Below are 22,299 nucleotides of genomic sequence, written 5' to 3' on the forward strand. Positions count from 1 at the left end.
GAAATAAGTCCAGGAGAGCAATTACGGTTGAGATTTTAGTTCAATCCCCCACCTTCATCAATTTGTAGAGTCAATTCTAAAATCTAAAATCTAAAATCGCCCGGCTTTGTACCCAAAGTGAATTTTTAACTGCATCAGGAAACCAGATATGTGCGATAAACTATCTATTTGACCACTCATTTCGAGGTTTCCGATAAGATGAGTTCCCCAGCCACCGCTGCTTTCTCCGATCTCGATCCGCTATCTACTCAGTCGCCAACAGTCACGAGTTTGGCGGCACCAGACAGTGCTTTAGTAACGGCGGCTCAACTGCCACAAAAATCTTGGACAATAGAAGATAGTGAGAAACTCTACCGCATTCAAGGTTGGGGCGAACCGTATTTTTCGATCAATGCAGCCGGTCACGTTACAGTGTCTCCCAAGGGCGATCGCGGCGGTTCCCTCGACTTGTGCGAACTGGTAGAATCCCTGAAACAGCGAAATTTGGCTTTGCCCCTGCTGATTCGATTTTCTGATATTTTGGAAGACCGGATCGAGCGCTTAAATTCGTGTTTTGCCAGAGCGATCGCTCGCTACAATTACAAAAATGTCTATCGAGGTGTCTTTCCAGTCAAATGCAACCAGCACCGACAATTAATTGAAGATTTGGTGCGTTTTGGTAAACCCCATCACTTCGGACTGGAAGCCGGCTCGAAACCGGAATTAATGATAGCTTTGGCGACCTTGAAAAACCCAGGCGCTTTATTAATTTGTAACGGTTACAAAGACCGCGAATACATCGAAACTGCTATTTTGGCGCAGCGGCTAGGGCAAACTTCCGTAATTGTGCTGGAGCAAATAGAGGAAGTAGAACTCGCAATTGCCGCGAGCAAAGCATTAGGAATTAAACCGATTTTGGGAGTGCGAGCAAAACTCACTACCAAAGGCGTTGGTCGCTGGGGAGGTTCCACGGGCGATCGGGCAAAATTTGGCTTGACAATTCCTGAAATTATCCGTGCAGTCGCCGAACTAGAAAAAGCTGGAATGCTCCACTGTTTGCAGTTACTGCACTTCCACATCGGCTCTCAAATTTCCTCAATTAGCGTCATCAAAGACGCCATTCGAGAAGCCAGCCACATTTATGTAGAATTGGCTAAATTGGGAGCTAATATGAACTACTTGGACGTAGGCGGCGGACTAGGCGTTGACTACGACGGATCTAAAACAAACTTCCACGCTTCCAAAAACTACAATATGCAAAACTACGCTAACGACGTAGTAGCGGGAGTGAAAGATGCCTGCGACGAGCGCAAAATTCCGGTCCCAATTATCATTAGCGAAAGCGGGCGGGCGATCGCTTCTCACCAATCAGTGTTAGTTTTTGACGTACTCGGTACTAGCGATGTCCCCAGAGAAGTACCCGAACCAGTAGATGAAAACGCGCACCAAATTCCGCGCAATCTCTACGAAATTTACCAATCTATCAGTCCCGAGAATTACCAAGAAGTTTATCACGATGCTATCCAATTCAAGGAGGAAGCAGTCAGTTTATTTAACTTAGGCTATTTGGGAATTGCGGAACGGGCGAAAACCGAACAGTTGTACTGGGCTTGTTGCGATAAAATACAGGGGATCGCGCGGCAAAAAGAATATGTATCGGAGGATTTGGAAGACTTAGAAAAAGTGATGGCGTCCATTTATTACATTAACTTATCTGTTTTCCAGTCTGTACCGGACAGTTGGGCAATTAACCAATTGTTCCCAATTATGCCAATTAACCGACTCGATGAAGAACCAACTCAGCGCGGTATTTTAGCCGATCTCACCTGCGACAGCGACGGCAAAATCGACCAATTTATTGATTTGCGAGATGTGAAATCGGTTTTGGAACTGCATACTCTCAAACCTGGAGAACCTTACTATTTGGCGCTATTTTTGGGAGGTGCTTATCAAGAAATTATGGGCAACCTTCACAACTTATTCGGCGATGCAAATGCAGTTCACATTCAGCTAACACCTTCTGGCTATCATATAGAACACGTTGTGAAAGGAGACACTATGAAAGAAGTCCTCAGCTACGTACAGTACGATTCAGAAAGTTTGGTTGAAAGCATCCGCCGTCAGACAGAAGCAGCTTTGCAGCAAAATAAAATTACTCTTTCCGAGGCCCAACTTTTGCTGCAAAATTACGAGCGTAGTCTCAGCCAATATACTTATCTTCAGTCTTAAAATGTAGGGTGCAACCTAAGCACCTTGCCAGAATTGAAAGCTGAGATAATAACTGTAAAAGTAGGGTGCGCAGTGCGCACCTTACCTTGAGCAATTACCAATTAGCAATTACCAATTACCAATTATTCAGGATGACTACCGAGAATTTCTGCTATCGCCCGCCGCTCTTCTCCGTGTTGAGTGGGTAAAACTTGGCGAGCGTCAGTAATCAGCCAATCGAGAGCCGCCGCTTGCAAATCGATCGCAGCCCCGGTTTTATCAACGCAGTAGCGCCCGAACACCAGTTTGTCAACCAACCGCACCTCCGGACCCAAACGGGAATACTCAAAAATCACGCTGTTTTCTACAGTCGCGCCACTGCAAAGCCAACAATTTGGGCCGATCATTGTCGGGCCGACAATTTTTGCTCCATCCTCAATGATCGTCATCCCCCCAATGTACACAGGCCCAGTAATATCAACCTTATCCCAGTTAACAGCTACATTCAAACCAGCGTAAATGCCGGGGCGCACTTCAATTCCGGGAATCGAAACATTTTTAACTTGTCCGAGCAGGACGCTCTGAATTGCCCGCCAATAGTCAGGAACTTTGCCGATATCCACCCACTCAAAGTCCATAGTAATCCCGTAAAAAGGCGCGCCTGCTGCTACTAGCGCGGGGAATAACTGCGAACCGATATCGTATTCCTCGCCCGAAGGGATGTAATCGAATATTTCCGGTTCAAAAATATAAATACCAGTGTTAATGTCGGTACTCAGAGCTTCTTCTACAGAAGGTTTTTCTTGGAAAGCTTTAATTTTGCCAGACTCGTCTGTTACCACCACTCCGTAACTGGGAACCTCCTCGCGGGGAACCGATTTCATAACAATAGTAGCGATCGCCCCTTTTTCCCGGTGCCACTTCACAGCAGCAGTCAAGTCCAAGTCAATCAAAGCGTCGCCGCAGAGCACCACAAAAGTATCGTCAAAAAACGGCGAGAAGTCCTGAATTCGTTTCATGCCGCCAGCCGAACCGAGAGCCTCTCCAATCATTTCTCCCTCCTCAATTCGCCCTTCAAAAGAATAGGCAATTTGTACCCCAAACTTTTGACCGTCACGGAAGTAGTTTTCAATCACGTCTGCCAAATGGGAAACATTGACCATAATCTGGTCAAATCCGTGCTGGCGGAGTAATTCAACCAAAAACTCCATCACTGGCTTTTGCAGGATGGGAATCATCGGTTTGGGTATTGTCTGAGTAATGGGACGGACGCGAGTGCCTTTACCTGCCGCCAGAATCATCGCTTTCATTCTTAACTTCCTCAACCCTCTGTTAATTGATATAAACTCAACAATTAGATGCTAGCGATTGCGCTCGAATCGATCGCAGCAAAATCCTGACCTGTTTATAGGCGACATCGTAGCAGGCTATCAATCATTTATTGCTAATCTACCTAGATTTAACGAACCAGAAATCAGAAATAATATCAAGTCCGGGTGAATGCACGTACAATTGCCGTAGGAGCGGGTTCGCCTAGATAGCTGTCAAGAGTTCGAGAGACTGGTAAACCCGCCCCAAAACCGGATCTGATGCTCCTCCAAGCTCAAAGCGCGCGGATTTTGAGGTCTTGGTAAAACTCCTCTTGAAGCAACTCTACTTTAGACTGAGCCGACAGCAGCAACAACGCCCAAAAAATACCCACGCGGTCATGATTTGGCAAGTGAAATTCTCCAGTCGATATCGGGACTTCTGGGTCAACAGAGGAGTGCAAATCCTTATGATGCCAAAGTTCCAGCAGTTGTTCCAAGTCGAGCCAACCCTCGTCAATTTCCGAGCCCCGTTCTGCCAGAAACCGATCGAGTTCACTAGCAGTTTCCACCAAATTTTCTTGGTGAGCTAGCTCAAAGATAGCCTGGGCTGCTTGCGATCGCATTTTTGAGGTAGGGCGCCGCCGGGGGGCAACTGTCTGCTCCATTGCTGCTTTCATTAGCTGCAACTGCTCGATCAGTTCTGGGAGGGTCACCGGGCGTTTTTGCGGTAGTTGAGCTACACCGCGACGGCGCAATTGCCGCTCCAAATGCTGGGGCAAGTGTCGCCCTCCTGAGTGCTCTGCGTCTTCGAGTGTCGCCTCGTCGGCCGAGTCGGAATCCGCGGGGGATTCTGAGAGGACGATACTTTCTGCTTTGAGCAACACCAGCATTGAAGCGTACAAAAATGCTTGGCCGGAGTGGGACAAATCAGAGAAATCCGTAGTCTGATCGGCATCGCAGGCGTTCGTAAGCTTGCTCAAACATCGATCGAACACTTCAATGACCTTAACGTCCCAAGGATCGATTTCTCCCCGTTCGGCGAGGTCAATTAAAATTGCGATCCCCTCGGAAATCGTTTCTAAGCCATCTTGGTCTCGGGAAACGGCCATTCGATTTTAGATTTTAGATTTTAGATTTTAGATTTTCCCTCTCCGAAAACGAGAGAGCATATCAAGTTAATTGGCGGTCATTTCAGCAGCTTTGGCCTCAATAGCTGCTGTTTCTAAACTTATTGGTTCTGCACTTTCTAACAAAGGTTGTTTGGATTCTACTTCTGCTTTATAGCGTTCTATATCTTGTTCTAATTCCTGAATCCGCTGCTGTTTTTCGCGAACTTGGCGGATCTCTTGGCGCGAGGCGAGGGTTCGCTGCATTCTCGACCACAGACTGAAAAGCCACGCTACTGTTGCCCCTAATCCGGTCGCTACAATTAATTCTACGCACAGCGGAGCTTTAACTTCGACGCCTTTGATAACTTGAATCGCGACGGGCTGTGTATTTTCGATGCTGAACAATACTAGAGCCAAGCAAATCAGAAAGATAAAGAAGAAATTTAGCGATCGCATTTTCTCTGTCCCTAATTCTCAATTCAGGTTAAGCAAATTATTGGGCATTTGTCAACTGTTTTTTGGCAGATGTTCCCAGTTTTTTTGATAATATCAAATCTTCTCAATTAAACATAATATCCAGGGAGGGGCGGGTTTATTGTAGCTCGGAGAGTTGATTGAAGAGATTGGTTAACCCGCCCCTGCAGGACATATTCTCTTTAGGTTTGACCGATTTTTTGCGGTTTCTTGCCGATTCCCAGTGCTGGCAATATTTGATATTTCAAAGCAATGCCCGCCGCCACAAATAAGGCAATAATCAGCGCCCCAATTCCTACGGGACTGGGAATCCAGAATATCGCCTCCAAATAGTTAACTTCCCCGGGTTTGAGCTTCCAAACTAACTGTTTTCCCTGCTGATAGCTTTCGGGAACCAGCGCACCGGCGACAGTTTCAATACTTTTGGCACCCCAAGGCGTGTTCAAGCTAAAATCTAGCTCCAAAAGTCCCCCCGGACTCAGCAGCAGACTGCCGTTAGAGGAAATCAGAGAAAGAGAGCGCAAATCCAATTCCAAACTCAACCGATTTCGCAGCACCAATAACAAATTATTCTGCTTGACACTCAGGTGAGATTCAAACTTCGGCAAATCGGTTTCTAGCGGACTTGCGACCCGAGATTTTGTGGTTGGTGCGATCGGATTGTAAAATTGGTTGAACTTGTCTTGCAACTCGGCTCCATTATTGAAAGGAATCGTCACTACAACTTCTGTATCGGAAAGCCGTTTAGTTTTTCCGTCCAGCAACCTCACCCGGCGTTCTACGCTTTTCAACCATTCTGCAACAGTTTGGCTGCTGAAGCTCGTCAACCTTTCCCCCAGTTTAATGTGCTGCACGATTTCGCCGCGAGTTTGACTCTCAAAGTTAACCCCGACATCGTACTGAACGCATCCAGTCACTAGAGTTAAAAGGCAAAAAACCAAAGGTAAAAGAAAGAAAAAGTGCTTTTTCTTCTTCCGAGTTCCATCCTTGACATTTTGCTCTTTCATTGTACCTTTTTCCCTGTTTTTCCCTATTTGCATGAATTAGCAAAGCGCTGAATGGCCGACACTGTTTCTATGTTTGTTTGGCACGTCTGGACTTACGAACCGCTTACCAAAAACCCGGTTTCTGGGCTGCCAAAAGGCGATTTCACAGAGGATTTGTGGCAGAAGCAGGTTTTTTTGACATGAGTGCTAACATTTTGCTGGCAGCAGTGTCGGCCTTACCTGGAATTAACCGCACTGAACTTATTGCCTGGAAGCTACACCCAACTGTTGAAACAGCATACTCGGCAAATATGCCGCACCGCCTACCCATTCGGCTTCGCTGCTCAAATCTGCCAAATTTTTAAAGGCTTCAAAAATGCTGCCTGCCACCATTGTATTCTTGACGCGGCCGACTATTTTGCCTTTTTCTACTTTATAGCCTAAGTCCAAATTGACAGAAAATTCGCCAGCTAACTGATTGGACTGACCGGCACCTAAAACTTGCTCTACTATTAGACCTTCGTCCATGCTAGCAATCAAGTCTTGAGTGGCGGTATTTCCTGGGGAAATGCAAAAGTTAGTCAAATCAGGGCCCGGGCGAGACAATCCGCCACGAAAACCGTTGCCAGTCGATTGTACACCGGCGCGAGCGGCCCACCTGCGATCCCAATAAAATCCGGTGACAGTACCTTTGTCTATCAAGACTTTGCGGGTGGTGGGCGTACCTTCGTCGTCAAAGGGACAAGCAGAAGGGCCTAAAGTGGGGTCTTCAAAAAAGGTAAAGCGTTCGTCAAATAAGGTTTCACCGATTTTGTCGGCTAGGGGAGAGGCTTTTTGAACTACTGTTTGACCTGAAAGGATGGTATCAAACAAGCTGCCGAGGGTGCTAGCGGCGGCTCTGGGGGTAAATAATACTGGGTAGGAACCGCTGGTGATGGTGGCTGAATGTTCGGCGAGGCGGTATTTTTCGAGGAGTGATTCGAGGATGCTGTTTGTGTCCAGGGGCCGATCGCGCGCTACGTCGTAACTGTATGCTTGCATAAAGTCTTCTCCCTGTACCAAATTTCCCGCGATCGAGCCGCTGACTATTTGGCTGCTTCTTTCGGCATACACGTCTCGCGTCGTGGCAATTTTGACGATGCCGCTGCGGACGTGAAAGCCCACATCTACCATAATATCGGGATTGTAGGCGTGAACTTGCTCGATCAGGTTTTTGCCGTTTTCGACTAATTCTTGAGTTGTGGGCGGAGTGTAGGTGGTTTCCGGGCCTTTTAGCTGGAAGTTGGAGGCTAGTTCAAATTCTGCGGGGTCGCCGATTTCGGCTGTTTGAATCGCTGCATCTACTAAATCGTCTATCCGAGTTAAATCTGTGGAACTGGCAAAACCGATTTTGCCAGAGTGAATCAGCCGAAGTGCTACGCCTTGCAGTGCTTTGGTTTGTAGGGATTTGAGGCGATTGTTTTCAAATTCGATCGGCGTGTCTTGACTCGACAGGTAGTATACTTCAGCGGCATCCGCGCGCTGAGAGGCCAATTTCAAAATCTGCTCTAGGGTAGAATCACTCACAATAATAATAGCCTTTCAGGTTTGGTCTTTGTTTTATTTTAGCTTTGTTCGCCGGTAGCCTGACACTCATACAATTTTAGATTTTAGATTGGGAATGACTGATTCTGTATAAGTTACGAGCTTGGCTACACTTTAATTTTTTTTAAAAATGGTATTACCCTCATGTAAGTGTGGGATGAGTAGCCGATCGAATGCCCGGTTTTTAGACCGCTTTTAAAAAGTCTTGCTTCAATATACCTTTTGCAGGCATTCGTTCTCCTATCTTGAAAGGCATTTGCGTTGCATTTGCGTTGCATCTACGGTTTCCCTATCTCAAGATTTATGCAAAAAGTCTAATCATTAATCAGATCCGAATTATTTAAAGTCGCCGATACCAACACCTGACACGGCATTACCATTTCGCTACAGATACTCGCGTAAATCTATATTTATGTATTTTAAAGCTTCATTTACTTATTACTTAATTTATTTTATTTACCTAAAAAATAATGTGTTTTTATTCGATTATATTTCATGTCCAACAGTCGATCAACTATAAGCCTTACGTGAGCTAAATAAACCAAATTAAGCTTGCTAAAGTAATTATGATAGCCATTAAAGCTACCCAGATAAATAGATTGTCTTTGGTATTAACCTGACTTAAATCTACAGGTTCTGGTACGCTGGGCTGGGGTTTAGCGTACTTGATATCAGCGTTCGGATTGGCTTGAAAACTGATTGATTCATTTTCATCTAAAGCTGCCAAATCAGGGATTTTCACCATCCATTCAGGAGGGATAGTGAGTTTGGGAGCTTCCAGAATGAACAGCAAGCGCTTTGCTTGCTGGCGGGTTTCTTGGCGGGGATGGCGGGTGAGCGAACGGCAAAGCTCGATCGCCCTTTCTGTATTGCCAGAGGCTTCGTAGGCCGTCACCAGCCACATCTGCACCTCACCGCCCAACCGGGAATTTCGATCGACTAAACCGGTAGCTGTTTCTAAACTCTGCACAGCTTCAGCATACCGGCCACTCTCAAAAGCTACTTGCCCAGCTTGGTACTCAGTTTGAACAATTTCTAACTTTTCTGAAGTCACGAGCACCCACCCAATTCACAAATATTACTTCCCAAATTCCCCAAAGGCTAGAATTCGCTGTTGTTTTGCGACATACCCGACTCGTTGTCGCGTTTGGAACCCAGCAAGTCTAAATGGTCTACCTTAATTACCGGTCTCGATCGATTTGAACCCGTATTGCGGTCTTGCCAGCGATCGAACTTCAAAGAGCCTGTGACGCCAATTAGAGAGCCTTTGCGAACGTAGTCAGCAGCAATCTGCGCTGTTTTGCCCCAGATTTCCAGATTGAACCAGTCTGGTTGATCGCTGTTCTTGGTTCTGCGGTTCACTGCCAGCGTCAAACTACACTTAACTGTACCCGACTCAAAATACTTCACGTCCGGGTCGCCGCCGACGCGGCCTACTAAAGTCACAACATTAAGACTCATAAACTTTTTTGGGAATGTGGTCGATCGGTGATGTAGTTAAACAGTCCACACGCGCATTAGCCTCCAAACTGAACTTGGAACAACGCTTGTGAGGCTTCATCCTGATTGTACACCCACTTAGCAGAACATATTGATGGTGGATGATTGGCAAGTCTGCGCTCAACCTGAGCTCGACAATGTACATTTCTGACTAGACTCAGGATGAAAAACGTAATAGAATCCACCTCGGTTACATTTTTGTAACAACATTATTGCACACAATAGTATTTTAGTTTTTGGGGGGGGTACAAATCAGTGGGTCTTCTCAATCGATTTTCGTTATCTAGAGATATGGGTATCGACCTCGGTACTGCTAACACGCTCGTTTATGTATCGGGCAAAGGTATTGTTCTGCAGGAACCTTCTGTAGTGGCGATCGACCAAGATTTAAAAATACCGCTGGCTGTTGGAGAAGAAGCGAAAAAAATGCTCGGGCGCACGCCAGGGAACGTCATAGCACTTCGTCCGCTTCGCGACGGGGTAATCGCAGACTTCGATACGGCCGAACTAATGCTCAAGACTTTTATCCGCAGGGTTCACGAAGGCCGAAGCTTAGTTTCGCCGCGGATAATTATTGGCATCCCCAGCGGTGTCACCGGAGTTGAGAGGCGTGCTGTCATTGAGGCGGCGACTCAGGCGGGTGCTAGAGAAGTGCGGTTAATTGATGAACCTATCGCTGCGGCGATCGGGGCTGGACTGCCTGTTGCTGAGGCGACTGGCAATATGATTATAGATATCGGCGGGGGTACGACGGAAGTTGCGGTTTTGAGTTTGCAAGGTACGGTGATCAGCGAATCTGTGCGGGTAGCCGGCGACGAACTCAACGAGGCGATCGTCCAATACATGAAAAAAGTTCACAATTTGGTCATCGGCGAACGCACTGCTGAAGAAATTAAGATTCAGGTAGGTTCTGCATATCCAACTCCAGAGGATGACGACGTAATGATGGAAGTGCGGGGCTTGCACTTACTGTCTGGTTTGCCCCGAACTGTTACTATCAAAGGCCCAGAAATTCGCGAAAGTATGTCGGAACCGCTTTCAGTAATTGTGGAAGCTGTCAAGCGTACTTTGGAACGCACCCCGCCGGAATTAGCAGCAGATATTATTGACAGGGGAATTATGCTCGCTGGTGGTGGCGCGCTGATGAAAGGTTTAGATACTCTGATCAGTCACGAAACAGGAATTGTCACTCACGTGGCAGCCGATCCGCTGTGCTGCGTGGTTTTGGGAACTGGTAGGGTATTGGAAAACAAACAGTTGGAACGGGTTTTCAGCGGGCAGTCGTCGCGTAATATGTAGTTAACAAATTTGGGATTGTGGATTTAGAAATACGGCTGCAATCTCAAATCTAAAATGCTGAGATAACAATTTTAGATTACTGAAATTATGCTAAAAAATACATTCCGAAAGTGGTGGGATCTGCGGCTGCAAATTGCTCTTTTAGGTTTAGCTGTAACTGCCGCTTGGGGAGTTCGGCAAACACAAGGTGCGGCAGTATTTGAAGTTTACAATTGGGTGACTCGTCCTTTTCACGCCAACGGCTCTGGGCAAGAGGAGCTGATCTCGGCGCGCACTCAAGAATTGCAAGCGCAGCTATTAGAATTAGAAAATCAAAATCAGAAGCTAAAAGAGCTTTTAGGTTACGTTTCGGGTAAGAAACCTCAAGGAATTGTAGCTCCTATTGTCGGTCGGAGCGCCGACCACTGGTGGCAGCAAGTAACCTTGGGTCGCGGCAGTAACGATGGCATTAAAACAGATTTTACTGTGATGGGTCCTGGCGGTTTAGTAGGCAGGGTTGTCAGCGTTACTCCTAATACTAGCTTGGTGCTGTTAGTCAGCGACGCTACGAGTCAATTGGGTGTGGGAATTACCCGCAGTCGCCACATGGGTTTTATGCGCGGGAAAGGCGGAAATCAGGCTGTGATGGAGTTTTTTGATAATGTTCCTAATGTCAAGCCTGGAGATGTGGTTTCAACTTCTTCTTTCAGTCAGTTGTTCCCTCCTGGTTTGCCGGTGGGAAAAGTGGTTTCGGTGGATATGAATAAAACTCCGGCTCCAGAAGCTGTTGTTGAGTTCTCTGCACCGATGAATTCTCTGGAGTGGGCGGTGGTTTACCCCCACTCTAAGCAAGTCGAAACAAAGGATTCGCAGAGTCAATCTTCTGCACCATCTGAGGGAGTACAGCAGCAATGAAAGCTTTATCTCGGATGTCTTCGCGATCGCGCCAATTTCTCAATTTCGCAGTTACATTTCTATCTGTGATGCTGTGCATACTGATATTGCCCACTCGGATGCCGGGAATGGAATTGCTGGGAATTGGGCCGAACTGGCTGTTAATTTGGTTGGTAGCTTGGAGTATTAAGCGGAAACGTACAGTTTGGGGGGCTGGTAGCATGGGCTTGGTTTTGGGGTTTCTTCAAGATGCGATGACGGCTCCTCATCCCACCCACGCTGTGAGTCTAGTTGTTGTAGGAGTCTTAACAGTTGTTTTGCAGAAAACCTGGTCGATTCCGGCAGATATTGTTGAGAGAGATCCGATTCCGATCGCGTTAATTGTATTTGGGATGGCGGTGGTAGCGGAAACGGTGATGGGGCTGCAATTTTTTGCTATGGGCGATCGGGCTTTACTGGAAATTTGGAGCTATCACCAGCGAGTGGCTTTGTGTTCTGCTATTCTTAGCAGTCTTTGGGCTCCGGTGATTTATTTTCCCCTCAATCGCTTGTGGGAAATGACCAGGAATGTAGAAAAGCCTTAGTTAGTCATTAGTCCTCAGTCATTAGTCCTCAGTCAACAGTTAACTGTTAACTCATTACTGTTAACTAGAATCATTCTACTATTACTTGCTGGCCGGAACCTAATAAGTGATGAACGGCAATAATCAAGTCGCTGAGAATGAAATTAGGTTGGTGCTTTTGTAGTTGATAGCGGCTGCGAATTCCGCAGGTAACGGCAATTGTAGGTATTCCTAATGCTTGTCCTGCGAGGATGTCTGCTTCTGTATCTCCGATCATCCAAGCCGAACCCAGCGATGACTCAAATTCTTCAGCAACTTCAGCCAACAATTCAGTTTTTAAGGCTGTATAGTTGTGATAGGCGGCATCCACCATCTGAGTTCCCCGAATGCTGGTAAAAAGTCTGGCTAAACCGTAATTTTGCAACAGTTGAACGGCTTGATTTCTCGGCCGCAGGGTGACTAAAATCAGCCGCACGCCGCGGGAGTGCAGAAGTCCGATCGCCCATTGGACTCCCGGCTGGATGCGATCTAAGTGCAACAAGTCTGGCTGATTGACAATCTGACTCACGCATCCGAGAAAAACGTGAATTTCTTCTCCCGACAAGCCGGAACTTTTGGCTATTTCAGCATCGGGCACTCGGTTTTGTTTCATTTGCCAAAACTGCTGTTTGCTGAGGATTTGGAGGTTGAGGTTGATTCCCCTAGCAAGATAGGCTGCTTGAGTGTCGGCCAATCCCTGTTGATAGGTGGCGTAGTAGCGATCGGACACATCGACTATGGGCCCGTCTAAATCGCAAAATACCGTCATCCGGGGGGATGAGTCAGTCTCTGATGGTAGCTTGTACTGAAGGTTTTCGGAGTCTTGGGCGACAGCAGTTAACATAAAACGTTAAGTAAATCAAGGGAGCTATACATTTCTTGACTGTAGCAAAAAATGTATAAGTTATAGTACATAATTTTTAATGGCTTTATTAAAAATACCTATGAAATTTTTGAGGATGGGGTTCAATAAAGGCGATCGAGCCTGCGCGCCGATAAAATCAAGGCAAAAAGTGATTTTTGTGGCTGTTGATATGTGCTTTAGCCATTAAAGTTTAGAATTAAGTTTTTAGTCTTTTGTAATTTACCCATGCTCAAACAAAGCGATTTTGTTAGGAATTCGGACACTAATCGAGTAGAGGTGCTGTCCGAAGCACTGCCTTACATTCAACACTTTGCCGGTCGCACCATAGTGGTCAAATATGGCGGTGCGGCGATGAAAGATAGCAATCTCAAAGACAAGGTGGTTCGGGATATTGTGCTGCTAGCTTGCGTGGGGATGCGTCCGGTTGTGGTTCACGGCGGCGGCCCGGAAATTAATATTTGGCTGGAAAAATTGGGAATTGAGCCGCAATTTAAGGATGGTTTGCGGGTGACTGATGCGGCGACAATGGAAGTTGTAGAAATGGTTTTGGTGGGGAAAGTAAATAAGGAAATTGTTTCGTTAATCAACCAAGCTGGCGGCAAAGCAGTGGGATTGTGCGGCAAGGATGCCAATCTGATTCAAGCTCGTCCAGATGGTCGGGAAGGAATTGGATTTGTTGGTGAAGTCAGCAGCGTGAAAATCCAGATTTTGGAGTCTTTGGTGAACAGCGGTTATATTCCGGTGGTGTCGAGCGTGGCAGCCGATGAAAAGGGTCAATCTTACAACATTAATGCTGACACGGTGGCTGGGGAAATTGCGGCTGGTTTGGGAGCGGAAAAGTTGATTTTGATGACTGATACTGCGGGAATTTTAGAGGATTATCACAAGCCGGATAGTCTGATTGCTAAGTTAGATATTCAAGAAGCGAGACAGTTGGTTGAGTCGGGAGTTGTGTCTGGGGGAATGATTCCGAAAGTTAATTGTTGTGTGCGGAGTTTGGCTCAGGGTGTAAATGGTGCTCACATTATTGACGGTCGAATTCCTCATGCTTTGCTGCAAGAAATATTTACGGATGCGGGGATTGGGTCGATGATTGTGGCTTCTGAGTTTAGCAGCGCGAACTTAAGGCCTAAGTAAGAGGTAAATCCTAGCGTGGGGAGGGCGGGTGCGTGAAATGGGTAAACTCGCTGAAAGCGTGTATATTCTAACTAAACCTGCCCCTAAAAACCTGGAGAAGGTACTTCTGGGAAATTACTTCAACTAATTCTAACCGTTGTTGGATTTCAGCTTTTGTTAAACTATGCTCACAAACTTTAGACTTTTGGATTCTGTTGCGATTCTCAAGCCGATTTCCAATAAGCGATTAGCGCTAGTGGAACCAGAATACGCATATATTTCTAGTTTGCCAGTTGGACTTGTGGGAACTATTATTGAAGTGTATGAGGACACGGGAAAGGAATGTCAGTATTTAGTGGAGTTTGCTGATAGTCAAGGGAGTGAATATGCTATGGCTATGTTAAAAGCCGATGAAATTTTAGTTCTGCAATATGAACTTGCAGTTGCTTAGTAATGTGAGGAGAATAGAAGTTAGATAAGGGCGATCGCACTTGGGGACAGAAAGGGCGATCGCCCCTCCACTGAGAGGCAAAAATGTTAATAATCTTATAGCTGATAGTTTTAGAAGGAACTTTTTGATAAAATATCGAAATTAAAACTGTCTTACCGCTCGGATTTTACCTAAAACAATAAAATCAGTCAAAATTATGTCTCGATTAAGTATCAGATCGAACAAAAAAGCTCTGGGCTTTGTGCTGGGTTTATTAATTTTTGTCATTTTCATTCCCGGATGTTGGGCTTTAACAACTAATATTGCTCCCACAGCAGCACGGCAAGTAGATAACAAAGTAGCTGTGCGTGCAGATGTACAAAATACGTCAAATTCTCGCTCTTCTTTAGGAGTTGGGCTTAGTGGTATTGCTGACTACTCCACACAATTACCCTTTTTAGATGCTTTTAAATCTTCTAGACAATGGATCACTCAATGCGTCACCGGACAACCAAACTGTAAAGGTGAATGGGATACAGAGGAGTATAATCTTTTAAACCTTGATGAAAATGGGTGGGTGAAGTCTCTTCCGTCTCCCGAAGATGCTCCTAAATATACTAGGGTAAGTACGCTATTACTGAGGGAAATCCCCAATCGCTATCCTTCAGGGCAATATATTGTTACTTATGAGGGTGAGGGTGCGATCGAATATACCTATGATGCCAAAAAAGATGAGGCTGCGTCGAAACCCGGGAGGGATATCATTAATGTGGATGCCACACAAGGCGGAGGCATAATGATTACAATTACTGCTACCGATCCGAAGAAAACAGGGAACTATATCCGCAATATTAAAGTTGTTCGATCCCAAGATGAACAGCTTTATCAAAGCGGTGAAATATTTAATCCGCTGTTTATAGACAAGATTAAAAAGTTTAAAGTTTTGCGTTTTATGGACTGGATGGGAACAAATGGTTCGGAACAAAAAGACTGGTCAAACCGACCTAAACCAGAGAGCGTATCCTATGCTTATAGAGGAAATGTTCCCATAGAAGTTATGGTTAATTTAGCTAACAAAGTCCAAGCAGAACCCTGGTTTAATATCCCGCATCAGGCTACTGATGAATATATGACTAACTTTGCTAAAAGGGTAAAAGATAGTGTAGATCCCAAGCTGAAAGTTTATGTAGAGTATTCTAATGAGGTTTGGAATTGGTCATTTCCACAATCGCATTATGCTTTGGAACAAGGTAAAGCGAAGTGGGGAGATAAAGGCGACGCTTTTATGCAATGGTACGGAATGCGTACTGCTCAAATGTGCGATATCTGGAAAGGTGTTTTTGAGGATCAAAAGAATCGAGTTGTCTGCGTTTTAGGAGTTCAAAGAGGCTGGAGAGATTTAGAAACTTATGCTTTAGAGTGTTCCTCTTGGGTAGCTGAGGGCAATAAACCTTGTTATCAACACGGGATTGATGCCCTAGCCATAGCTGGATATTTTAGCGGCAACTTGGGCGGGAAAGAAAGTGTCAGCACAGTAGAGTCTTGGTTGAAGGACGCAGATGGCGGGTTTGGGAAAGCTTTTAAGCAATTAAGAGAGGGCGGGTTGCTTCCTGGTTTCAAAGATAGTTTGCCAGATGTTGATAATGACTTTAGGTATTTCTTAGATGTGGCTCAAAAAAAAGGTCTCAAGTTATTTGTTTACGAGGGCGGTCAACATATTGTAGGTACTGAAGGAGTGGAGAATAACGAAAAACTGACTGAGTTTTTTATGGAATTAAATAGGCGTCCAGAAATGTATGATATGTACACCCAATTACTGAATAGTTGGAAACAAGCTGGAGGCAGTCTTTTCATGCACTTTGTGGACGTGGGTGGATTTAGTAAGTGGGGAAGTTGGGGCGCTTTGGAATATGTGGAACAAAAGGGTTCGCCTAAGTATGATGCTTTGATGGATTTTATCGATCGGAATCCTTGCTGGTGGGATGGGTGTGCTGTTGAGGGATGATGAGGAATTGGGTGCAATCAAGAATCGTTCGATCGCACTTCTTCAAAATCTTCCGCATCCCCCGGCAAACCCGAACCATCGCTACCCCTCAACCGTGGCGATTCCCCATTACTCGCACCCGCACCGTAAGGCCCAGAATACCTATCCTCCAAACCCGAATCCCTCAGCGAAATCGCACTTCTTTGACTCGGCGACAATCTCTCTGTCGATCGGCGATTTGTCCCAGACACGGGCGGCTTCCTAGTTAAAGTTTTCCAAGCAGCCTTAATCCCAGTCACCACGCTGCGAGTTGTTACCTGCACGTTTTGCGCCTGCTTTTTAGCGCTACCAATACTTCGATCGACCTGTTTGACAACCTCGCCCGCACTTTGTACTCCCTCGCTGACATCATCCGTCAACTCGCTAATTTCCAGCCCCGTCAACCGAATCGCCTCCAAAGTGGGCGGAAATTCGCGAGAAAGCGTGTCAGCGAGCTTTTCCACGCTGCGCGCTGCCCTGGCCAGGGCTTGCACTGCAGGTATTAAAGTCACTAAAACAGCAGTCAGGCTAACTGCCACTAGAAAAATCGAAAGTCCTAGCCAAAAGATGGGATCGCTCACTTGAATCTGGGATTTGGGGTTTGGGATTTCATGTCATTTAGCGGACGGGAGGGCGCAACGGGGGACTCACTTCGACTTCAGTTTCCGACAGCGTTTGGCGTTCCCGCTGAGTCGCCTCCAGACCTGCCGCGATCGCCTCTTTGAGTCTAATCAAAGTTTCGTCCCAATTTCGGATTGCAGTTTCAGAAAGTCGATCGGCTTGCAACTGCACGCTAGTAGATAAATCTTCCGCCAACTCGGGCAAAGCATCAGCCGATTTTTTCAATATCTGCCGCGTCTCCTTGCCCGTTCGCGGTGCCATCAGCAACCCAGTTACGGCCCCGATCGCAGAACCCACAAGCAAACCGCCAATAAATAATCCTGAACGTTTAGTTGACATTTGTATAACTTCTCTCTATACACCAATTTTAGGCACGTTTGCCCGATCGCAGCCCTTTGCAAAGGTAGAAATATTGTTGACAATCCTAGGGAGTCAGCACGGGCGACTGTTTTAGGATAGCTTACCTCAAAGGTCGAGCGCGCCTCCGCCAAAGTGTCCGTCCCAAACCCAGCAATCCCAAAAGTTGCTGAACTTGTTGCAGTTGCAATTCTAATTGTTGATAACGCCGTCGCAGTTGGCGGGTACCTTGCTGCCTGTTAGCAAGAAAATCCGGCGACGTGCTGAGGACATTGCTGCTACAGCGTTCGATTGCCGCGATCCGAATTTCTAAAAGTGCGATCGTCCGCCTGATTTTCCACACCTTCGCAGCGATATAAAAGCAAACCAGAGATATTAGTAGATTGATAATTACAACAGCACTCAACATTTAATACCTGTTTTAAACTACTAACATATTCAGCTTTTTGTTGCTTTCTATAAGCCCTCTTGTGTAGGGACACAACAATGTTGTGTCCCGATCTATGTTCTAGGGACACAACATTGTTGTGTCCTGAACTATGTGTCCCTATCCCTAAGCTGGGTCAAGTTTTAAGCCTGAGACATAGCAGGCAAACAAACCTTTGTACCGCCCAAACCGCAATAACCGTTCGGGTTTTTAGCAAGATACTGCTGGTGATAGCTTTCTGCGTAATAAAACTCAGGAGCCTCAATAATCTCAGTGGTAATCTTCCCGTAACCGGCCGCCGTCAAAGCCTGCTGGTAAGCATCTCGCGAAGCTTCAGCTTGCTGCATTTGGGTAGCTGAATACGTGTAAATTCCCGATCGGTACTGAGTACCAGAATCGTTTCCCTGACGCATTCCTTGAGTAGGATTGTGACTTTCCCAAAAAACTTTGAGCAGCGTTTCGTAACTAATTACTTTCGGATCGAACACAACCAGAACTACTTCGTTATGTCCCGTCATCCCGCTGCAAACTTCGTTGTAAGTAGGATTTGGAGTAATCCCGGCTGCGTAGCCAACAGCCGTCGAAAAAACTCCATTTTGCTGCCAAAATTTGCGTTCTGCTCCCCAAAAACAGCCCAGGCCAAACAAGGCAGTCTCCATGCCGTTTGGAAAGGGAGGTTTGAGCGGATTGCCGTTAACAAAGTGACTTGCCGGTACCGACATCGACTCTGCCCGTCCCGGTAATGCCTCTTGGGGAGAGGGCAGGCTCGACTTTTTGCCAAATCCAAATAGCACCATAAGTTTGTGAGGGGATCTCTGATAAACGTCTTTACCTTACTTAATAATATCAGATCTACACTAAAATAGTCGCCCTCTTGAAGGTAGAAGGTAAAAGCCAAAAGGCAGATTTTTTTTACGGATGCTTTTTGGTGATACTGCTCACTGCCAACGCAGTTTTCAATCACATTAGGCCACTGCTCGCTGTCACCAAACCATACCTAAAATATCACCTATTGTTCAGGTATAAATCACGCAGATTTTAGGCAAAACATCCGATGATTAAAGGTATGGTGTTGTAGTAGTTATTCAATACCAGTTTTTGGGAGTGTGTACAAATGGCGGCTAAACCTTGCAGTGAACCCTTAAAATCCAATCCGTTTATTACTTACCGCGACCCGATTACAGGTAAATGGATTGTTGTGAATCAGAATTTGCCGAAATCAGCGGAATACTTACAGCTAGCAGCAGCTTGAGTTCTCCTATTAACTTTACCTGAAAAATCCACTATAATTTCTGATTGCGTAAGGGCGGGTTTTACCAGCCATCTATGCCTAAAAAAACAATCTCGTGAACCCGCCCCGCTCAACGGTCAATTGGAATCTACATTTTTTTTATATCAAAGAAAGGGTTGATGTAGATTATTAGTTGTATGAGGCGGGTTTAGGTAGATTGTTTGCGGTTATTAAATATTTTTGGTAAAACCCACCCTACGGTATTTAGGGTTATTTAATCGGAGTTTAGTTCATCTCTTTTTGCAGTTCCAAATACCGATATAGATATTCCGAAATTATCCCGTGCAAAAACAAGTCGCGTGCCGCATTAAACGGACTGTTTGGCGCTAGCGGATGGCGGTTGACAATTACATGATTCCAGTCGCAATTTCCAGTAATCTCGCTGACGTAAACTCCGAAGTTTTCATCTAACTGAAGCGACATCACTGCTCGCGCAAATTCGTCGCTAGTCAAACACAGAGAATAAAATACTTTAAACAGCTCGATCGCAGATTCTAAATCCAGAATTTTTAGCCATCTGCGTTTTTCAAAATCTATTGAAACTTCTACTGGTTGAATGCTATCATAATTAATTCCCCGTTTTTTGACTGCCTGCAACCAGTTAGGATTTGTCAGCATTGCCTGGTTGTAATCCCAGACAAAGTTATAGAGAATTAAGTCGTGTTCGAGAAACGCATTGTTAGCTAAATCGCTAACTGTGCGCGGATAAAGCTTTGACTTTTCAATCTGGGTGTCGGGGCCGTTGTCAATCAAGAAGTTGATAATGTTGGAGCCGGCGCAGATGTGCCGGACAATTAAATAACAAGCTTCTGGCGAGACAAAGTTATTCAGGAAAAATGCAGCCGATTTGTGCATTAAAGTGTAAGCGCGAAATTGAAAGGGCAATAAGCGCTTTGTTGTCATAATTAACGCGAGCAACAAGTTAGCAATTACTTTGATCGGGATGAGCAAATAATTGCGAGTCCAGTTTTGCAAATCCCGCATCATGTAGGCTTTGGCGACTAAATCGACGGGAATCGACCGATCGCAAAACAGCACGTCCCAAACATTCGGATCTCGGCGGTTGTAAGGTTTGGTAGCGTAAGGGATTTTTCGCTCATCTGGGAGATTTTCGGTATCTTGTTTTTGCAGCTTTTGCATTAGCGAATTTCCTCCAATTGCAGCAAATATAAACGAGCAGTGACACGAGCGGTTTTGACAATGCGGCGGGCTATATCATCTGTCATCCATTCGGCATTAATCAAATTTTCCAGTTTGCCGAGGTGCGACTCGTCGTTAGCTCCGTGATAAGCTAAAAACGATACTTGTTCATCTTGCAAACCGAGAGTTTCTTGAATTTGTTTTGCCCATTTTCCTGCCAACCGATTTCCCAATCCTTCGATGATAAACATACTGCCAATTAAATCAACCGGATTTTCCCGCGAGGCTTGGTGGAAGATAAAAGCTGACAGTGCTTCGCTGCCAATATTCTTATCATATTCCACAATTTTTGACAATTCACCGCCCACAGCAACATAATTTTGTTCTAGCATTTGATAGTCGCGGTGTTCGTCTTGGGCGTGACCGATAAAAGTCGATCGCAGTCGAAAATCACTCATGTTAGAAGCAGCGCGAGCAATCCAGCGAGCTCCCTCGACAACTTGCGGGCGCAGATTGCAAAGTAAAGCTTGATAGTCTTCTATTGTAAACTCTCCCCGGTACAATTTGCGGACAATGGGAACAGAACGAATTTCGCGATCGAACTTCAGCCAAATCCATGCTAACTCCCGCAACAAATAAGCTTGCGGAGAGTTGGGCTGTTCAGGTTTAACGCTTTCGAGAGGCGAAGCTTCGGGAAACTCAAGAAAGTTAGAAATTTGAGAAATTATAGGTTGATTGGTATTTGTCACAGCAGTTAACATCATGTAGGCGGTTGTAAATCGCCCGCTTTCAGGCACAAAGCAAAAGATTTTTTGCCCGGGCTGCAACTTACCAGAATTGAACAATTCCTCTAACATTAAATAAATCGCAGCGCACCCTGTATTTCCCCGCGTGTACAAATTAGTAAACCATTTTTCCTCGGGAATCATGCAGCCTGCTTGTTCCAGAAGTTCTACAATTTGTCCCCGGAAAAAGTGAGACGAGTAGTGGCAAAGCAACCAGTCTATTTCTTGCGGACAAACCCTCCCTGATTTAATCAACCGCAGCCAACCTTCAATGCCTAATTTCATTACATTGTCCAGCAAGCGAATATTTTGCCGCAAGTCAAAAGCTCCCGCTGTGGCTGCATCGAGGTAGGAGGAATAATCCAGCCAGCTTTTGGTTGATGTTTCGTTTGCTAATCCTGAATACATACAAACAGGATAGGCGTTGGCATGAGAAACCAGTTCAATCCATTCTATTTTTAAACTAATTCCCGTGGAGTTGGGATGGTTTTGCAGCAAAAAGGCTCCGGCACCGTCTGATAGCATCCAGCGCAGAAATTCTGTATCGAAAGGCAGGGGTTTTCCCGCTTGCACGGAAGTTTCATCTTCAAATTTGGTGTTTTTGAACAGGCGCGAGGGAAATTCGGAAGCGACGGCAATTGCTGTTTGTTTTTTGCCTAGTTCGATTTGGGATGTGGCGTAATTTAAAGCACTAACTCCGGCACAGCAAACTCCTTGAGTTGACACTATTTCTAGGGGAGATAATTCGGAAAGTTCCCCGTGTACTGTGCTGGCAAATCCCGGTACTAATAAATCTGGTAAAGTGGTAGCGCAGGCCAATAAGTCGATCGCCCCTGGCTCCAAATTTCCCTGGGCGAGCGCGTCACGGACGGCAAACGCTGCCATTTGGCTGTTAGAATATAGTGTTTGCTGCTGTTTGTCGATCGCGTAGTAGCGCTGTTGAATGCCGTTGCTGTTGAGAATTCGCTGCCTGGCTCTCGAAGGGCGCGAGGCAATTTTGCCGAGATACTCTTCCATCTCATCATTATTAATTGGCGAGCCGGGTAAAAATTTGCCAATCCGATTGATATAAGCACTGTACATGGGGTAAACCTCTCAAGTTGCTAATTTACTCGGGTTCGTTGTTGTGTTAAATCAAGCCAGAAATATCTAAAATTGATTGTGGCTTGGGAAGCAGTGAAGTTGCAACGAGAAACTAGCTATTTTGTCAAGCTTCTCGAAATCACAGAAATCGAGCAACAGCAAGCACAAGTCACCTGAATCATGGTGAAGTTTTTTCAGAAAGTGAGCCAATATGTAAGTAGAGTTCCTTCACTGCTT

23 protein-coding genes are annotated in these 22,299 nt (G+C 45.7%); 9 read left to right on the forward strand and 14 right to left on the reverse strand.

Going from position 1 to position 22,299, the window contains the following annotated elements; all coding sequences use genetic code 11:
* Positions 1 to 198: 198 nt before the first annotated feature.
* Entirely contained in the window at positions 199 to 2,208 is a 2,010-nt protein-coding gene (speA, locus tag QUA20_RS05395) for a biosynthetic arginine decarboxylase (RefSeq protein ID WP_333186152.1), read from the forward strand.
* A gap of 122 nt (positions 2,209 to 2,330) precedes the next feature.
* Here speA and QUA20_RS05400 read toward each other — a convergent pair whose 3' ends face one another.
* From QUA20_RS05400 to QUA20_RS05415, 4 genes are all read right to left on the reverse strand, one after another.
* Positions 2,331 to 3,497 carry an NDP-sugar synthase gene (locus QUA20_RS05400; protein WP_333186156.1) on the reverse strand — a complete coding sequence of 389 codons (1,167 nt, stop codon included), beginning with the start codon at positions 3,495 to 3,497 and terminating at the stop codon, positions 2,331 to 2,333.
* Between the two features lie 293 nt (positions 3,498 to 3,790).
* On the reverse strand, positions 3,791 to 4,606 hold the full coding sequence (locus QUA20_RS05405; protein WP_333186158.1) for a segregation/condensation protein A: 816 nt from the start codon (positions 4,604 to 4,606) through the stop codon (positions 3,791 to 3,793).
* A gap of 66 nt (positions 4,607 to 4,672) precedes the next feature.
* Positions 4,673 to 5,062: a LapA family protein gene (locus tag QUA20_RS05410; protein WP_333186161.1), complete on the reverse strand. Its 390-nt coding sequence runs from the start codon at positions 5,060 to 5,062 to the stop codon at positions 4,673 to 4,675.
* A 200-nt stretch (positions 5,063 to 5,262) separates the two neighbouring features.
* Positions 5,263 to 6,087: a DUF3153 domain-containing protein gene (locus tag QUA20_RS05415; protein ID WP_333186165.1), complete on the reverse strand. Its 825-nt coding sequence runs from the start codon at positions 6,085 to 6,087 to the stop codon at positions 5,263 to 5,265.
* Between the two features lie 51 nt (positions 6,088 to 6,138).
* Here QUA20_RS05415 and QUA20_RS05420 point away from each other — a divergent pair, with 51 nt between their 5' ends.
* Entirely contained in the window at positions 6,139 to 6,270 is a 132-nt protein-coding gene (locus QUA20_RS05420; protein ID WP_333186167.1) for a hypothetical protein, read from the forward strand.
* Between the two features lie 57 nt (positions 6,271 to 6,327).
* Here QUA20_RS05420 and QUA20_RS05425 read toward each other — a convergent pair whose 3' ends face one another.
* From QUA20_RS05425 to QUA20_RS05435, 3 genes are all read right to left on the reverse strand, one after another.
* A complete protein-coding gene (locus QUA20_RS05425; RefSeq protein ID WP_333186169.1) occupies positions 6,328 to 7,632 on the reverse strand; it encodes a TldD/PmbA family protein in 1,305 nt (434 codons plus the stop codon).
* A gap of 550 nt (positions 7,633 to 8,182) precedes the next feature.
* Positions 8,183 to 8,704, reverse strand: a complete 522-nt coding sequence (locus QUA20_RS05430) for a tetratricopeptide repeat protein (protein WP_333186172.1) — start codon at positions 8,702 to 8,704, stop codon at positions 8,183 to 8,185.
* 47 nt (positions 8,705 to 8,751) lie between these two features.
* Positions 8,752 to 9,111: a single-stranded DNA-binding protein gene (locus tag QUA20_RS05435; RefSeq protein ID WP_333186175.1), complete on the reverse strand. Its 360-nt coding sequence runs from the start codon at positions 9,109 to 9,111 to the stop codon at positions 8,752 to 8,754.
* 330 nt (positions 9,112 to 9,441) lie between these two features.
* Between QUA20_RS05435 and QUA20_RS05440 the strand changes: the two genes are divergently transcribed.
* The 3 genes from QUA20_RS05440 to mreD all read left to right on the forward strand — a co-directional run bounded on the left by QUA20_RS05440 (position 9,442) and on the right by mreD (position 11,906).
* Entirely contained in the window at positions 9,442 to 10,449 is a 1,008-nt protein-coding gene (locus QUA20_RS05440; RefSeq protein WP_006632285.1) for a rod shape-determining protein, read from the forward strand.
* Positions 10,450 to 10,536: 87 nt separating this feature from the next.
* On the forward strand, positions 10,537 to 11,343 hold the full coding sequence (gene mreC / locus QUA20_RS05445; RefSeq protein ID WP_333186178.1) for a rod shape-determining protein MreC: 807 nt from the start codon (positions 10,537 to 10,539) through the stop codon (positions 11,341 to 11,343).
* Entirely contained in the window at positions 11,340 to 11,906 is a 567-nt protein-coding gene (gene mreD / locus QUA20_RS05450) for a rod shape-determining protein MreD (protein ID WP_333186181.1), read from the forward strand. Before mreC ends, mreD begins: the two co-directional genes overlap by 4 nt.
* Before the next feature lie 70 nt (positions 11,907 to 11,976).
* On the opposite strand, the gene QUA20_RS05455 is transcribed toward mreD, so the two are convergent.
* The gene (locus QUA20_RS05455; RefSeq protein ID WP_172184487.1) at positions 11,977 to 12,768 is read right to left on the reverse strand and encodes an HAD family hydrolase; all 792 of its coding nucleotides are present in this window, start codon (positions 12,766 to 12,768) and stop codon (positions 11,977 to 11,979) included.
* Positions 12,769 to 13,014: 246 nt separating this feature from the next.
* Between QUA20_RS05455 and argB the strand changes: the two genes are divergently transcribed.
* The 3 genes from argB (at position 13,015) to QUA20_RS05470 (ending at position 16,340) form a co-directional block, all read left to right on the forward strand.
* Positions 13,015 to 13,926, forward strand: a complete 912-nt coding sequence (argB, locus tag QUA20_RS05460) for an acetylglutamate kinase (RefSeq protein ID WP_333186186.1) — start codon at positions 13,015 to 13,017, stop codon at positions 13,924 to 13,926.
* A 163-nt stretch (positions 13,927 to 14,089) separates the two neighbouring features.
* A complete protein-coding gene (locus tag QUA20_RS05465) occupies positions 14,090 to 14,356 on the forward strand; it encodes a DUF4926 domain-containing protein (RefSeq protein ID WP_333186190.1) in 267 nt (88 codons plus the stop codon).
* 196 nt (positions 14,357 to 14,552) lie between these two features.
* Positions 14,553 to 16,340, forward strand: coding sequence for a cellulose-binding protein (locus QUA20_RS05470; protein WP_333186192.1), 1,788 nt, complete (start codon positions 14,553 to 14,555; stop codon positions 16,338 to 16,340).
* A 17-nt stretch (positions 16,341 to 16,357) separates the two neighbouring features.
* Here the strand turns inward: QUA20_RS05470 and QUA20_RS05475 are convergent, their stop codons facing one another.
* The 4 genes from QUA20_RS05475 to msrA form a co-directional block, all read right to left on the reverse strand.
* Entirely contained in the window at positions 16,358 to 16,939 is a 582-nt protein-coding gene (locus QUA20_RS05475; protein ID WP_172184475.1) for a DUF948 domain-containing protein, read from the reverse strand.
* Between the two features lie 37 nt (positions 16,940 to 16,976).
* On the reverse strand, positions 16,977 to 17,318 hold the full coding sequence (locus tag QUA20_RS05480; protein ID WP_333186196.1) for a YtxH domain-containing protein: 342 nt from the start codon (positions 17,316 to 17,318) through the stop codon (positions 16,977 to 16,979).
* 121 nt (positions 17,319 to 17,439) lie between these two features.
* The gene (locus tag QUA20_RS05485; protein WP_172184471.1) at positions 17,440 to 17,745 is read right to left on the reverse strand and encodes a hypothetical protein; all 306 of its coding nucleotides are present in this window, start codon (positions 17,743 to 17,745) and stop codon (positions 17,440 to 17,442) included.
* A 161-nt stretch (positions 17,746 to 17,906) separates the two neighbouring features.
* The gene (gene msrA / locus QUA20_RS05490; protein ID WP_172184469.1) at positions 17,907 to 18,560 is read right to left on the reverse strand and encodes a peptide-methionine (S)-S-oxide reductase MsrA; all 654 of its coding nucleotides are present in this window, start codon (positions 18,558 to 18,560) and stop codon (positions 17,907 to 17,909) included.
* A 317-nt stretch (positions 18,561 to 18,877) separates the two neighbouring features.
* On the opposite strand from msrA, the gene QUA20_RS05495 reads away from it, so the two are divergent.
* Positions 18,878 to 19,015: a hypothetical protein gene (locus QUA20_RS05495; protein ID WP_333186200.1), complete on the forward strand. Its 138-nt coding sequence runs from the start codon at positions 18,878 to 18,880 to the stop codon at positions 19,013 to 19,015.
* A gap of 264 nt (positions 19,016 to 19,279) precedes the next feature.
* On the opposite strand, the gene QUA20_RS05500 is transcribed toward QUA20_RS05495, so the two are convergent.
* The gene (locus QUA20_RS05500) at positions 19,280 to 20,194 is read right to left on the reverse strand and encodes a DUF6999 family protein (protein ID WP_333186203.1); all 915 of its coding nucleotides are present in this window, start codon (positions 20,192 to 20,194) and stop codon (positions 19,280 to 19,282) included.
* Entirely contained in the window at positions 20,194 to 22,062 is a 1,869-nt protein-coding gene (locus QUA20_RS05505; RefSeq protein WP_333186206.1) for a 3-oxoacyl-[acyl-carrier-protein] synthase III C-terminal domain-containing protein, read from the reverse strand. Before QUA20_RS05505 ends, QUA20_RS05500 begins: the two co-directional genes overlap by 1 nt.
* Positions 22,063 to 22,299: the final 237 nt, after the last annotated feature.

The sequence above is a fragment of the Microcoleus sp. Pol7_A1 genome, assembly GCF_036701085.1.
In the GTDB taxonomy this organism is placed as follows: domain Bacteria; phylum Cyanobacteriota; class Cyanobacteriia; order Cyanobacteriales; family Microcoleaceae; genus Microcoleus; species Microcoleus asticus.